Source organism: Paracoccus pantotrophus, from assembly GCF_008824185.1.
GTDB classification, from domain to species: domain Bacteria; phylum Pseudomonadota; class Alphaproteobacteria; order Rhodobacterales; family Rhodobacteraceae; genus Paracoccus; species Paracoccus pantotrophus.
In genome coordinates this window covers 1019111-1032642 of record NZ_CP044426.1, presented here as the reverse complement: position 1 = coordinate 1032642, position 13532 = coordinate 1019111, and the positions used below count along the sequence as shown (strand labels likewise).

The window sequence follows — 13532 nt, the reverse complement described above, 5'->3', positions numbered from 1 at the left end:
CACCATTGCCGGTCGGCAGGCGATGCATCTGCCAGCAACTGTATCTGTCAGGCGACTTGAAGCCCCCATGTTTTGCGCGCTTTGCATAGAGCGTCGACGATCGTGATGAGCTTGCGGGCGACCGCAGTGATGATGACCTTGTGCGGTTTTCCGGCGTCGCGCAGTCGCTGCGCGAAGGCCTTCAGTATGGGGTTGTGATGTGCGGCGACGAGGGCGGCCTGGAACAGGATATGCCGCAGAGGGAGTGTCCTGCATTTTGTGTATCTGGCCGGTCCCATGCGGTTTCAGATACTCAAGCGGCTACGCGAGCGGCGAAGCGCTCGCCGAACGTTATGGCGAACTGGTTGCGGGCCGCAAACCATTCCCGGACGTTGCGGCCATCCTTCTCGAAGCTGCGGATCGCCAGGTAGATCAGCTTGGTCGCAGCCTTGTCCATCAGGAGCGATCCGCGTGCCTTGATGGCTTTCCGGATCACGCGGTTCAGGCTCTCAATGGCGCTGGTCGTATAAACCACCTTTCGGATTGCCGGATCGAAGGCGAAGAACGGGATCACCTCGGCCCATGCCCGGCGCCAGGCCGGGGCAATGGAGGCGTGTTTCCCGGCCCATTTTTCCTCGAAAGCATCAAGCTCGGCTGCGGCCATGTCGGCGGTCGTGGCCCGGTAGATCCGGTGCAGATCGGCTGCCACCGCCTTGCGGTCCTTCCATGAGCAGAAGTTCAGGCTATGGCGAACCAGATGCATCGAGCCATGGGAACGCCACTGGTCCGAGAGACCATGGCGAGGGCAGGTCTGGACCATGGCCTCCGGAAAGGCGGCGGTGATCGCCTCCGGAAAGCCCTTCAGCCCGTCCACCACCGCGATCAGGTGGTCCTGGAGGCCGCGGTTCTTCAATTCGTTCATCGCCGAGCGCCAGAATTTGGCGCCCTCGCTCTCGGCGATCCACAGGCCCAGAACCTCGCGCAGGCCGTCGCGGATGCCCGCGCCCGCAACATCGGCTCTGTCGCGGCGACCGGCATCGGGTTGTCTGCCGCCAGCTCCCGGACAGGGTGTTCGAACCTGCCAGGGGAGATCGCGCCGACCTTCACCCGAAGTTCCGCAGCAGCCCCGCAGGGAGAGCTCCAGAGCGATGAAGCCTTGCAGACCGGCCTTGCGGGCACCAAGCCGCGCGCGGTTCCTGCGCCGAGATCGACTTGCGATGAACGGGCCGGAACCAACCGAGATGAAGCAGGCGCGCAATGCCTTCTGTGTCCCGCCGGTCCGTCTTGACCGGCATGGCCTGCAGAGCGCCCTTCACCTGCCGGGTTTCCATCAACACGACCTCCAGTCCCGCCTCGGTCAGCCCTCGGTGCAGCCATTGCGACAAGGGCCCTGCTTCAAGGCCAATGGCGGCGATGGTGTCCTCTCATTCCCGGATCCGGCGCGTCCGCGCTTCAGGCTCGCTGGCAGCCTGCGCCTCCATCATGAACTTTCCATGTTCGCTGATCACGCAGATAGCGGTCTTTTCCAGCGATACATCCAATCCAGCAAACAACTTCATCCTGTAATCCTCCGCCTGGATCCGATACGGGAACGGCGACAGCTTGCCCCTGATCTTGCAAGCGGTAACGGGTGGCGCGCGACGCAGGCCCCGTCACCGCATCTCAGGGCTCAGGATAGGGGGCGGACCGGCTTGGCGGCCTTTTCCGCGGTGCCGGGCGGCTGGCCCGGTTCGGAGCCCATACCGTCCCAATCAATGCGGGCCAAGGCCGCCATGCGCAAGGCCAAGGCGACGCTGTTTGCAGCAGTTCGCCGCCGGCGTGCCGGCTCCTCACCCCGGGCGGAAGTTTTGCTCGACGACGGCTTCCATGGAGACATGGCTGGAGGTGTTGCTGACATGGGGCAAGGTGGAGATCTTCTCGGCCAGGATGCGCCGGAAATCGGCCATGTCGCGCGAGCGGACCTTCATCAGGTAGTCGCAGCCGCCGGCGATCATGTAGCATTCCTCGACCTCGGGGATGGCGCGGACGGCGGCGTTGAACTGCTGCAGCGCATGCTCGCGGGTGTCGTTCATGCTGACCTCGACATAGGTCACATGGGTCAGGCCCAGCTTCAGGGGCGACAGGATGGCGCGATAGCCGGTGATCAGGCCGATCTCTTCCAAGTGCTTGATGCGCTGCGCCACCGGGGTCTTGGACAGCCCGACCCGCCGCGCTAGCTCGGCGATCGGGATGCGGGCGTTCTGCGTGAGTTCCGCCAGGATCCTGCGGTCCTGCGCGTCCAAGTTCAGGTCCATTCTGAAAATCGCCTCGATTTTGTTCCAACAGCCTAGAAAGTGGCCCATTTTCAGGCGCACCGCCTAGTCGGCATCTGGTAATACTGCCCTATCGAATAAGGAGATCGGCATGATACGTGTCAACCCCACCGAGCTTTCCGGCGCGTTTTCCACCCAGGCGAAATTCGCCGACGAGGCGGAACTGCTGAACCGGCTGGTCGCGCAGGCGGCGCTGAGCCCCGCGGCCCGCGCCGCGATCACGCGCCGGGCCGCCGATCTGGTACGCCGCATCCGCGACGAGGCCAAGCCCACGATGATGGAGCATTTCCTGGCCGAATACGGGCTGTCCACGCGCGAGGGCGTGGCGCTGATGTGCCTGGCCGAGGCGATGCTGCGCGTCCCCGACCGCATGACCATCGACGCGCTGATCGAGGACAAGATCGCGCCATCGGACTGGGGCAGGCACCTGGGCGAGGCGTCGTCCTCGCTGGTCAATGCCTCGACCTGGGCGCTCATGCTGACCGGCAAGGTGCTGGACGACGACCAGGCCGGGATTGCCGGCACCCTGCGCCGCGCCGTGCGGCGGCTGGGCGAGCCGGTGATCCGCACCGCCGTCGGCCGCGCCATGAAGGAGATGGGCCGGCAATTCGTGCTGGGCCAGACCATCGAAGCCGCGCTGGAGCGCGCCAGCAAACGCGAGGCGCAGGGCTTTACCTACAGCTACGACATGCTGGGCGAGGCGGCGATGACCGGAGCGGATGCGGCGCGCTACGACCGCGCCTATTCCGACGCCATCGCGGCCATCGCGAAAGCCTGCACCAAGGGCTCGGTCGAGGAGAATCCCGGCATTTCGATCAAGCTTTCGGCCCTGCATCCCCGCTATGAGGTGGCGCAGGAGGCCCGCGTCATGACCGAGCTGGTGCCGGTGGTGCTGAAGCTGGCGCGGCAAGCCAAGGCTGCCGGCATGGGCATGAATATCGACGCCGAGGAACAGGACCGGCTGGTGCTGTCGCTGAAGGTGATCGAGGCGGTGCTGGCCGATCCCTCTCTGGCCGGCTGGGACGGGTTCGGCGTGGTGGTGCAGGCCTATGGCAAGCGCGCCGGGCAGGTGATCGACTGGCTCTACCAGACCGCCACGCGGCTGGACCGCCGCATCATGGTGCGGCTGGTCAAGGGCGCCTATTGGGATACCGAGATCAAGCGGGCGCAGGTCGAGGGCTTCCCGGGCTTTCCGCTGTTCACCAGCAAGGTCGCGACCGATGTCAGCTACATTGCCAATGCCCGCAAGCTGATCGGCTATGCCGACCGGATCTATCCGCAATTCGCCACCCATAACGCCCATACCGTCGCCGCGATCCTGGAGATGGCGGGCGAGACCCGCTTCGAGTTCCAGCGGTTGCACGGCATGGGCGAGCGGCTGCACGACATCGTGCTGCGCGACTATAACGGTCGCTGCCGCATCTATGCGCCGGTCGGCGCGCATCGCGACCTGCTGGCCTATCTGGTGCGCCGGCTGCTGGAGAACGGCGCCAATTCCAGCTTCGTACACCAGATCGTGGACGAATCCGTCTCGCCCGAGGAGGTCGCACGCGATCCCTTCGAGGCGCTGGCGGACGCCCGCCCGCCGCGCTCGCTGGTGGCGCCCGAGGCGCTGTTCGGCGCCTCGCGCCGGAACTCGACCGGCTTCGACCTGACCGACGAGGAGACCCTTGCGCGTATCTACGCTGCCCGCGACGTGGCGATCCCGGATGCGATGCCGCTGACCGTCTCGGAGCCCAGGGGCAAGATGCAGGATGTGGTCAACCCGGCGACGGGGGAAAGGATCGCCCGGGTGATGATGGTCGATGCCGAGACCGCCGCCCGCGCCATCGAGGACGCGCGCATCTGGGACGCGCCGGCGGAGGAGCGCGCCGCGGTGCTGCGCCGTGCGGCCGATCTTTACGAGGCGCATTACGGCCCGATCTTCGGCATTCTCGGCCGCGAGGCCGGCAAGTCGCTGGCCGATGCGGTGGCTGAACTGCGCGAGGCGGTGGACTTCCTGCGCTATTACGCCGCCGAGGGCGAGAATTGCTCCGATGCCCCGCGTGGCATCGTCGGCGCGATCAGCCCGTGGAACTTCCCGCTGGCGATCTTCACCGGCCAGATCGCGGCGGCGCTGATGGCCGGCAATGCCGTCATCGCCAAGCCGGCCGAGCCGACGCCCGTCATCGCCGCCTATGCCATCGGCCTGCTGCATCAGGCGGGGGTTCCGAAAACCGCGCTGCAACTGCTGCCCGGCCGCGGCAGCGTGGTCGGCACGGCGATGACCTCGGATGCGCGCGTCGCGGGGCTGGTCTTTACCGGCTCGACCGAGACCGCGCAGACCATCGCTCGCACCATGGCCGCGAACCTGGCGCCCGGCACGCCGCTGATTGCCGAGACCGGCGGGCTGAACGCGATGGTGGTGGATTCCACCGCGCTGCCGGAACAGGCGGTGCGCGACATCGTGAACTCGGCCTTCCGCTCGGCCGGCCAGCGGTGTTCTGCGCTGCGCTGCCTTTATGTGCAGGAGGACGTGGCCCCGCATCTGATCGAGATGATCAAGGGCGCCATGGACGAGCTGCGTGTCGGCGACCCCTGGGATCTGACCACCGATGTCGGCCCGGTCATCGACCCCGGCGCGCAAAAGGAAATCGCCGATTACATCGCCGCCAATGCAAACCGCGTGCTGCACAGGCTGGCCGCGCCGTCGCGGGGCTATTTCATCCCGCCGACCCTGCTGAAGGTCTCGGGCATCAATGACCTAGAACGCGAGATCTTCGGCCCGGTCCTGCATGTCGCGACCTTCAGGGGCGACCAGCTGGACCAGGTGATCGCCGAGATCAACGCCCGCGGCTTCGGCCTGACCTTCGGGCTGCACACCCGCATCGACTCGCGCGTGCAGGAGGTCTCGGATGCGATTCATGTCGGCAATATCTACGTCAACCGCAACCAGATCGGCGCCGTGGTCGGCAGCCAGCCCTTCGGCGGCGAGGGGCTGTCGGGCACCGGGCCCAAGGCCGGCGGGCCACGCTATGTGCCGCGCTTCTTTACGCCCGCCGCGCCTGCGGCCTCTGCCGGCACCTGGCAGGGCCAGGCCGACGAGGCCCGGCTGCGCGGCGCGCTGGCCGGCGCGGCCCCGAAGAAGATCGAGGAACAACTGATGCCCGGCCCCACGGGCGAGCTGAACCGCCTGACGGCGCATAGCCGCCCGCCGGTGCTGTGCCTCGGCCCCGGCCCGCAGGCCGTGGCGGCGCAGGTGGCGGCGGTCCAGGCGCTTGGCGGGCAGGCCGTCGGTGCCGATGGCGCGCTGCCCCCCGAGGCCCTGACCCGGCTGCCGCAGCTTTCCGCCGTGCTGTGGTGGGGCGACGAGGCGCAGGGTCGCGCCTATGCCCAGGCCCTGGCGGCGCGCGAGGGCGAGATCGTGCAGTTGATCACCGCGATGCCCGACCTTGCCCATGTCGCGCATGAGCGCCACCTTTGCGTCGACACCACCGCAGCAGGCGGCAACGCCGCGCTGCTGGCCGGCTGACGGTTCGCGGGGGGCCGCTGCGGCCGTTCCCTGAGCCATCGGCCCCGCCGGCGGGGCCGAGGCCGGGCCGGAAAGGACCGCCCGCCGCTTCGCCCGGCACCGGATGGCGCATGAGCGCCTCCGCTTGGCCGCGCTGCCGGGGACGAAGGGAAGGGGCGAGCCGAACATGACGCGGATCACCGACGAATACCGCCGCGCCCGCCCGCAGGGCATCAACCCAGGCCGGGGCGGCCGTGGCGATGGCCGCCGGGCAGGGCAGGGGCTTTGCTCCGCCCCGGATTGCGCGACCGCTTCCAGAGAATAAACCGCCCATGCAGCGCAGGACGCGGCGGCCCGAACTGGGGACGCGATCGCGCCGGCGGGCCTCAGCCCGGACCGGCATGGCCGAGGGGGCGGGACAGTTCATGGCCGCGCTCGGCCAGCCTTGCCGACAGAAAGCCGATCACCGCCCGCACCCATTGCATCACCCGCAGGTCGCGGTGGCAAGTCAGCCAATAGGTCCGGGTCAGGCGGACCCGGTCGGGCAGGACGATCTGCAATTCGGGATATTTCGCGGCGATGTACCAGGGCAGCACACCGATCCCCAGCCCGCCCCGCACCGCCGCCAGCTGGTTGAAGATGCTGGAGCTTTTCACCCCGGCCCGGATCGCGGGATGGATCTCGCCCAGATAGTCCAGGCCGGGGGCGAAGATCATCTCCTCGATATAGCCGACGAAGCGCAGCCGGGGCAGATCCTCGGGGCTGGCGATCGGCGGCAGGCTGCGCAGATGCTCGCGCGTGGCGTAAAGATGCAGCGTATAATCCACCAGCCGCTCGGAGCGATAGGGGCCGCTCGTCACCGGGTCCAGCGTGATCGAGATGTCCGCCTCGCGCCGCGACAGCGACAGCACCTGCGGCATGGTGATGAGTTCCAGCGAGATCAGCGGAAACTCCGCGGCAAAGGCCGGCAGCAGATGGGTGGAAAACAGGCTGTCGAAGCCCTCGGGCATGGCCAGCCGCAGCGGCCGCGTCTGGCCGGTGGCGGCGGATTGCTCCAGCGGGATCAGCCCGGCGGCTTCCTCCATCCGCTCGGCCGCCTCGATCAGGCGCTGCCCGGCCGGGGTCGGCTCGTAGCCGCGGGGATTGCGCTCGAACAGGCGGGTATTCAGCGCCTGCTCCAGCCGGTCGATGCGGCGCGAGACGGTGACATGCGAAGTGCCCAGATGCCGCGCGGCCCGCGAAAGCTGGCCTTCGCGCACAACCGCGAGAAAGAATTGCAGGTCGTCCCAGCTGAGATTGGCCATCTGTTCGAAAACGCACACACCCTGTAAGAAATTAAACCTCTCTGAACACTTGTGTCAAAGCGGAATTGTCGGCATCGTTCGATGCGAGAGGGGCAAGGCGAGAGTCGCCCCCTCGCGGGTAACAGGACAGCATTCCCACCCGGCAGGCAGAGGCGGCCGGCGGAAGGGATGCGCCTTTGGGAGGACATAATGCGAAAGATTCTGCTGTCGACCGCCGCGGTCGGCCTTATTGCCACGCCTGCCCTGGCCGAAATTTCGGACGGCAAGGTCAAGATCGGCATCCTGAACGACCAGTCGGGCGTCTATGCCGATTTCGGCGGCAAGTATTCCTATGAGGCCGCGCGGATGGCGGTCGAGGATTTCGGCGGCACGGTGCTGGACGCGCCGATCGAGGTCGTCACCGCCGACCACCAGAACAAGCCCGACATCGCCTCGAACATCGCCCGGCAATGGTATGACACCGAGCAGGTCGATGCGATCATGGAGCTGACCACCTCCTCGGTCGGCCTGGCGGTGCAGGCGCTGAGCCAGGAAAAGAAGAAGATCACCGTCAATACCGGCGCCGCCACGACGGAACTGACCGGGGTGCAATGCACCCCCTATGGCTTCCACTGGGCCTATGACACCCATGCGCTGGCCGTGGGCACCGGCGGCGCGCTGGTGAAAGAGGGCGGCGACAGCTGGTTCTTCCTGACGGCCGACTATGCCTTCGGCTATTCGCTGGAAGAGCAGACCGGCAATTTCGTCAAGTCGCAGGGCGGCACGGTCGCGGGCGCGGTGCGCCACCCGCTGGCGACGACGGATTATTCCTCGTTCCTGCTCCAGGCGCAATCCTCGGGCGCCAAGGTGATCGGCCTAGCCAATGCCGGCATGGACACGCAGAACGCCATTAAGCAGGCGGCCGAGTTCGGCATCACCGCCGGCGGCCAGCGCCTTGCGGCGCTGCTCTTCACCCTGGCCGAGGTGCATGGCATCGGGCTCGATGCCGCGCAGGGACTGACGCTGACCGAAAGCTTCTACTGGAACCGCACGCCGGAATCGCGCGAGTTCGGTGAACGCTTCAAGGAACGCACCGGCGTCATGCCGAACATGGTCCATGCCGGCACCTATTCGGCCGTCACCCAATATCTCAAGGCGATCGAGGCGGCGGGCACAGACGAGACCGAGGCCGTCGCCGCCAAGATGCACGAGATGCCGGTCGACGACGTCTTTGCCCAGGGCGGCAAGGTCGGGCCCAACGGGCGGCTGATCAAGGATGTCTACCTGATGGAGGTCAAGGCCCCCGGCGACGTGACCGAGGATTGGGACTATTACAACGTCCTGGCCACCATTCCGGGCGACGAGGCCTTCCTGGACCCCGCCGAAAGCGGCTGCCCGCTGGTCCAGTGATGGCGGCGCTTGCTATGCAATCCGAGCCGCGGGTGGTTTTGTCCGCCCGCGGCCTTGGGCGGGATTTCGCGGGTTTCACGGCGGTGAACGATGTCGACCTGGACGTGGCGCATGCGCGCATCCATGCGCTGATCGGGCCCAATGGCGCCGGCAAGACCACGGTCTTCAACCTTTTGACCAAGTTCCTGCAACCGACGCGGGGCTCGATCACGCTGCTGGGCCAGGACATCACCAATACCCGGCCCGACAAGGTGGCGCGGATGGGGCTGGTGCGCAGCTTCCAGATCTCGGCGGTGTTCCCGCACCTGACGGTGCGCGAGAACGTCAAGGTCGCCTTGCAGCGGCCCAACGGGCTCTCGACGCAGTTCTGGCTGCCGCTGTCGGCGCTCGACCGGCTGAACCCGCGCGCCGACGCGCTGATCGACCGGCTCGGCCTGGCGCCATACCGCGACCACCGCGCCGCCGACCTGTCCTATGGCCGCAAGCGCGTGCTGGAGATCGCCACCACGCTGGCGCTGGATCCCGAGGTGCTGCTTCTGGACGAGCCGATGGCCGGCATGGGCCAGGAGGACGTGGCCATGGTCGCGGGCATCATCCGCGACCTCGCCGCCGAGCGCGCGGTGCTGATGGTCGAGCACAACCTGAGCGTCGTGGCCGATATCTGCCACCACGTCACCGTGCTGCAGCGCGGCGAGATCATCGCGGCGGGCGACTATGCCACCGTCTCGGCCGATCCGCGCGTGCGCAGCGCCTATATGGGGTCCGAGGCATGAGCGCGCTGCTGCAAGTCGAGAACCTGCAGGCCTGGTATGGCGAAAGCCATGTCCTGCACGGCGTGAACCTCTCGGTCGCCGAGGGCGAGACCATCTGCATCCTGGGCCGCAACGGCATGGGCAAGACCACGACGCTGCGCACGATCATGGGCATCCTGCGCAAGCGCACGGGCCGGATCGCATTCGCCGGGCGCGACATGATGGCGCTGCCCCTGCACCAGACCGCGCGGGCGGGCCTGGGCTTCGTGCCCGAGGAGCGCGGCATCTTCGCCAGCCTCTCGGTCGAGGAGAACCTGATGCTGCCGCCCCGGGTCGCCGAGGGCGGCATGTCGGTCGAGGAGATCTACGCGCTGTTCCCGAACCTCAAGGAGCGGCGAAACAGCCAGGGCACCAAGCTGTCGGGCGGCGAGCAGCAGATGCTGGCCATGGCGCGCATCCTGCGCACCGGGGCGCGCTGCCTTTTGCTGGACGAGCCGACCGAGGGGCTGGCCCCGGTCATCATCCAGGCCATCGGCGAGGTGCTGCAGAAGCTGAAGGGCCGCGGCATGACCGTGGTGCTGGTCGAGCAGAACTTCCGCTTCGCCGCCAAGGTCGCCGACCGCTTCTACCTGATGGACCACGGCCGGATGACGGCGGAATTCCCCGTGGCCGAGCTGCCGCAGCAGATGGACATGCTGCATCGCGAACTGGGGGTGTGACATGACCATGATCTTCGGCATTCCCGTCCAGGCGCTGATGGGGCAATTGCTGGTCGGGCTCATCAACGGCTCGTTCTACGCGCTGCTGTCGCTGGGCCTGGCGGTGATCTTCGGCCTCTTGCGGGTCATCAACTTCGCCCATGGCGCGCAATACATGCTGGGCGCCTTCGCGGCGCTGCTGCTGCTGACCGTGGGCGGCATCAACTACTGGCTGGCGCTGATCCTGGCGCCGCTTTTCGTCGGCCTGTTCGCGGCGCTGGTGGAAAAGACCATGCTGTCGCGGCTCTACAAGCTCGACCCGCTCTACGGGCTTCTCTTCACCTTCGGCCTGGCCCTGGCGATCGAGGGCACCTTCCGCTATTTCTTCGGCGCCTCGGGCAAGCCCTATGCGCCGCCCGCGCAGCTGACCGGGGCGGTGAACCTGGGCTTCATGTTCCTGCCGATCTATCGCGGCTGGGTGGTCATCGCCTCGCTGGCGGTCTGCATCGCGGTCTGGCTCTTGATCGAGAAGACCAAGCTCGGCGCCTACCTGCGCGCCGCGACCGAGAACCCCACGCTGGTTCAGGCCTTCGGCGTCAATGTGCCGCTGCTCCTGACCCTGACCTATGCGCTCGGCGCGGGCCTCGCGGGTTTCGCGGGGGTGCTGGCGGCGCCGGTCTACCAGGTCTCGCCCCTGATGGGCTCGAACCTGATCATCATCGTCTTCGCGGTGGTGGTGGTCGGCGGCATGGGCTCGATCCTGGGCGCCATCGTCACCGGCTACATGCTGGGCGTGGTCGAGGGGCTGACCAAGGTCTTCTACCCCGAGGCCTCGAACATCGTGATCTTCGTCATCATGGCGATCGTCTTGATCCTGCGGCCCGCGGGCCTTTTCGGAAAGGATGCCTGAGATGGCCGCGAAATCCGGACCCATCCCCACCGACCATGTCGCCGCCCATCCGCGCGCCGGGCAGGCCCAGCTGCTGCTGGTCGCCCTGGCGCTGGCCGGGCTCGTGGTGGCGCCGATGTTTCTCTACCCGATCTTCCTGATGAAGCTGCTGGCCTTCGCGCTCTTCGCCTCGGCCTTCAACCTGCTCTTGGGCTATACCGGCCTTCTGTCCTTCGGCCATGCCACCTTCTTCGGGGGCGCGGCCTATTTCACCGCCCATGCGGTCAAGGTCTGGGGCTGGTCGCCCGAGGCCGGCATCCTGCTGGGCGTCGCCGGCGCCGCCCTGCTGGGGCTGGTGATGGGCGCCATCGCCATCCGCCGCCAGGGCATCTATTTCGCCATGATCACCCTGGCCTTGTCGCAGATGTTCTTCTTCTTCTGCCTGCAGGCGCCCTTCACCCATGGCGAGGACGGCATCCAGTCGGTGCCGCGGGGGCATCTCTTCGGGCTGATCGACCTGAACCGGCCGATGAACATGTATTACTTCGTGCTGGCGGTCTTTGTCCTGGGCCTGCTGATCATCCGGCGCTTCGTGAACTCGCCCTTCGGCATGATCCTGAAGTCGATCCGGGAAAACGAGAGCCGCGCGATCTCGCTGGGCTATTCGGTGCAGCGCTACAAGCTGGGCGCCTTCGTGATGTCGGCGGCGCTGGCCGGGCTCGCGGGCGGCGTCAAGGCGCTGATCTTCCAGTTCGCGACGCTGACCGACGTGACCTGGCAGATGTCGGGCGAGGTGATCCTGATGACGCTCTTGGGCGGCATCGGCTCGCTGCTGGGCCCCATCGTCGGCGCCGGCCTGGTGGTCAGCTTGCAGAACTACCTGGCCACATCCGACTTCCCGGTGACGATCATCACCGGCGTCGTCTTCATGGTCTGCGTCCTGCTGTTCCGCAGAGGACTCGTCGGAGAGTTCTTCGCAACCAGGCTGGGCAGAAAACTCGGGTTCCGTTCCGAATCGTGATGGTGCGGCCCCCGCGCCGGCGGGGGCCATCATGGAGTGTCCGATGGAAAGCTACGACTATATCGTGATCGGCGCGGGCAGCGCCGGCTGCGTGCTGGCCAACCGCCTCAGCGCCGATCCCGGCAACCGGGTGCTGCTGCTCGAGGCCGGGGGGCGCGACAACTACCACTGGATCCATATCCCGGTCGGCTATCTTTATTGCATCGGCAACCCGCGTACCGACTGGGGCTTTCGCACCCAGCCCGAGCCGGGGCTGAACGGCCGCGCGCTGCTTTACCCGCGCGGCCGGGTGCTGGGCGGCTGTTCCTCGATCAACGGCATGATCTACATGCGCGGGCAGGCGGCGGATTACGACCATTGGCGCCAGCTTGGCTGCACCGGCTGGGGCTGGGACGACGTGCTGCCGCTGTTCAAGGCGCAAGAGGACCATTATCGCGGCGCCGACGCCATGCATGGCGCCGGCGGCGAATTGCGGGTGGAAACCGCGCGGGTCCGCTGGGCGGTGCTCGACGCCTTCATGGCGGCGGCCGAGCAGGCCGGCATCCCGCGCACCGAGGACTTCAACCGCGGTGACAACGAGGGCGGCGGCTATTTCGACGTGACCCAGCGCCGTGGCTGGCGCTGGAGCGCGGCCAAGGCCTTTCTGCGCCCGGTGCGCCACCGCCCGAACCTGCGCATCCTGACCGGGGCCGAGGTCGAGCGGCTGGTGATCGAGGCGGGCGAGGTCGCGGGCGTGGTCTTTCACCACCAGGGCCAGCGGCGCGAGGTCCGCGCCGCGCGCGAGACGGTGCTGGCCGCGGGCGCCATCGGCTCGGTGCAGATCCTCGAACATTCCGGCATCGGCCGCGGCGATGTCCTGCAGGCCGCCGGTATCGCGCCGCAGGTCGAGGTGTCCTCGCTGGGCGAGAACCTGCAGGACCACCTGCAATTGCGGCTGGTCTACAAGGTCCGCGGCGTGCCGACGCTGAACGAAAAGGCCTCGCGGCTGATGGGCAAGGCGTCGATCGGGCTGGAATACCTGCTGAAACGCTCGGGCCCGATGTCGATGGCGCCGAGCCAGCTTGGCATCTTCACCCGCTCGGGGCCGGACAAGGCGACGCCGGACCTGGAGTTCCACGTCCAGCCGGTCAGCCTCGACAAGTTCGGCGACCCGGTGCATCCCTTCCCGGCCATGACCGCCTCGGTCTGCAACCTGCGGCCGGAAAGCCGCGGTTCGGTCCATGTTACCGGGCCGGATTTCCGCGCCCATCCGGCGATCCGGCCGAACTACCTGTCCACCGAAGCCGACCGCGAGGTTGCCATTCGCGCCATCCGCCTGACCCGCAGGATCGCCGCGCAGCCCGCCTTCAACCGCTTCGACCCCGAGGAGCATATCCCCGGCATCGCCTTCCAGAGCGATGAGGATCTGGTCAAGGCGGCCGGCAATATCGGCACCACGATCTTCCACCCGGTCGGCACCTGCCGCATGGGCGCCGACGAGGGCGCGGTGGTCGATCCCAGGCTGCGGATGCGCGCGCTCGGCCGGCTGCGCATCGCCGATGCCTCGGTCATGCCGACGATCACCAGCGGCAATACCAATGCCCCGGTGATGATGATCGCCGAAAAGGCCGCGCGGATGATGCTGGAGGATGCCAGGGGCTGAGGCGGCGGGCTGGGGCGGCCCAAGCCCGGCTTTGACTTTTCCCGCCGCCTGCCCAT

10 protein-coding genes and 2 pseudogenes are annotated in these 13532 nt (G+C 67.4%); 7 read left to right on the top strand and 5 right to left on the bottom strand.

What is annotated here, in order from left to right:
- Nucleotides 1-47: 47 nt before the first annotated feature.
- From ESD82_RS15550 to ESD82_RS15535, 4 genes and pseudogenes are all read right to left on the bottom strand, one after another.
- Complete coding sequence (locus ESD82_RS15550) at nt 48-278, bottom strand: hypothetical protein (RefSeq protein ID WP_036765689.1); 231 nt, start codon at nt 276-278, stop codon at nt 48-50.
- A 14-nt stretch (nt 279-292) separates the two neighbouring features.
- Nucleotides 293-979: pseudogene (locus ESD82_RS15545) on the bottom strand (IS256 family transposase); the annotation flags it as partial.
- Nucleotides 973-1538: pseudogene (locus tag ESD82_RS22690) on the bottom strand (IS110 family transposase); the annotation flags it as partial. The pseudogenes ESD82_RS15545 and ESD82_RS22690, both read right to left, overlap by 7 nt.
- A gap of 270 nt (nt 1539-1808) precedes the next feature.
- Nucleotides 1809-2273 (bottom strand): Lrp/AsnC family transcriptional regulator, encoded by a 465-nt coding sequence (locus tag ESD82_RS15535; RefSeq protein WP_024844378.1) that lies wholly within the window; start codon nt 2271-2273, stop codon nt 1809-1811.
- A gap of 109 nt (nt 2274-2382) precedes the next feature.
- Here ESD82_RS15535 and putA point away from each other — a divergent pair, with 109 nt between their 5' ends.
- Nucleotides 2383-5802 carry a bifunctional proline dehydrogenase/L-glutamate gamma-semialdehyde dehydrogenase PutA gene (gene putA, locus ESD82_RS15530; RefSeq protein ID WP_024844379.1) on the top strand — a complete coding sequence of 1140 codons (3420 nt, stop codon included), beginning with the start codon at nt 2383-2385 and terminating at the stop codon, nt 5800-5802.
- A gap of 365 nt (nt 5803-6167) precedes the next feature.
- Here the strand turns inward: putA and ESD82_RS15525 are convergent, their stop codons facing one another.
- A complete protein-coding gene (locus ESD82_RS15525) occupies nt 6168-7085 on the bottom strand; it encodes a LysR family transcriptional regulator (RefSeq protein WP_147427965.1) in 918 nt (305 codons plus the stop codon).
- A gap of 189 nt (nt 7086-7274) precedes the next feature.
- Here ESD82_RS15525 and ESD82_RS15520 point away from each other — a divergent pair, with 189 nt between their 5' ends.
- The 6 genes from ESD82_RS15520 to ESD82_RS15495 are packed head-to-tail and all read left to right on the top strand — an operon-like array spanning nt 7275 to nt 13476.
- Complete coding sequence (locus tag ESD82_RS15520) at nt 7275-8474, top strand: ABC transporter substrate-binding protein (RefSeq protein WP_147427966.1); 1200 nt, start codon at nt 7275-7277, stop codon at nt 8472-8474.
- Complete coding sequence (locus ESD82_RS15515; protein WP_024844382.1) at nt 8474-9247, top strand: ABC transporter ATP-binding protein; 774 nt, start codon at nt 8474-8476, stop codon at nt 9245-9247. The genes ESD82_RS15520 and ESD82_RS15515 overlap by 1 nt, the downstream gene beginning before the upstream one ends.
- Entirely contained in the window at nt 9244-9945 is a 702-nt protein-coding gene (locus ESD82_RS15510; protein WP_024844383.1) for an ABC transporter ATP-binding protein, read from the top strand. The genes ESD82_RS15515 and ESD82_RS15510 overlap by 4 nt, the downstream gene beginning before the upstream one ends.
- Before the next feature lies 1 nt (nt 9946).
- Nucleotides 9947-10834 (top strand): branched-chain amino acid ABC transporter permease, encoded by an 888-nt coding sequence (locus ESD82_RS15505; protein ID WP_024844384.1) that lies wholly within the window; start codon nt 9947-9949, stop codon nt 10832-10834.
- A 1-nt stretch (nt 10835) separates the two neighbouring features.
- The gene (locus ESD82_RS15500; RefSeq protein ID WP_147427967.1) at nt 10836-11834 is read left to right on the top strand and encodes a branched-chain amino acid ABC transporter permease; all 999 of its coding nucleotides are present in this window, start codon (nt 10836-10838) and stop codon (nt 11832-11834) included.
- Nucleotides 11835-11877: 43 nt separating this feature from the next.
- Nucleotides 11878-13476 carry a GMC family oxidoreductase gene (locus tag ESD82_RS15495; protein WP_147427968.1) on the top strand — a complete coding sequence of 533 codons (1599 nt, stop codon included), beginning with the start codon at nt 11878-11880 and terminating at the stop codon, nt 13474-13476.
- Nucleotides 13477-13532 lie beyond the last annotated feature (56 nt).

Coding starts and splice junctions, on each gene's coding strand:
- ESD82_RS15550 (WP_036765689.1), bottom strand. CDS start 278: ATGGGACCGGCCAGATACACAAAATGCAGGACACTCCCTCTGCGGCAT.
- ESD82_RS15535 (WP_024844378.1), bottom strand. CDS start 2,273: ATGGACCTGAACTTGGACGCGCAGGACCGCAGGATCCTGGCGGAACTC.
- putA (WP_024844379.1), top strand. CDS start 2,383: ATGATACGTGTCAACCCCACCGAGCTTTCCGGCGCGTTTTCCACCCAG.
- ESD82_RS15525 (WP_147427965.1), bottom strand. CDS start 7,085: ATGGCCAATCTCAGCTGGGACGACCTGCAATTCTTTCTCGCGGTTGTG.
- ESD82_RS15520 (WP_147427966.1), top strand. CDS start 7,275: ATGCGAAAGATTCTGCTGTCGACCGCCGCGGTCGGCCTTATTGCCACG.
- ESD82_RS15515 (WP_024844382.1), top strand. CDS start 8,474: ATGGCGGCGCTTGCTATGCAATCCGAGCCGCGGGTGGTTTTGTCCGCC.
- ESD82_RS15510 (WP_024844383.1), top strand. CDS start 9,244: ATGAGCGCGCTGCTGCAAGTCGAGAACCTGCAGGCCTGGTATGGCGAA.
- ESD82_RS15505 (WP_024844384.1), top strand. CDS start 9,947: ATGACCATGATCTTCGGCATTCCCGTCCAGGCGCTGATGGGGCAATTG.
- ESD82_RS15500 (WP_147427967.1), top strand. CDS start 10,836: ATGGCCGCGAAATCCGGACCCATCCCCACCGACCATGTCGCCGCCCAT.
- ESD82_RS15495 (WP_147427968.1), top strand. CDS start 11,878: ATGGAAAGCTACGACTATATCGTGATCGGCGCGGGCAGCGCCGGCTGC.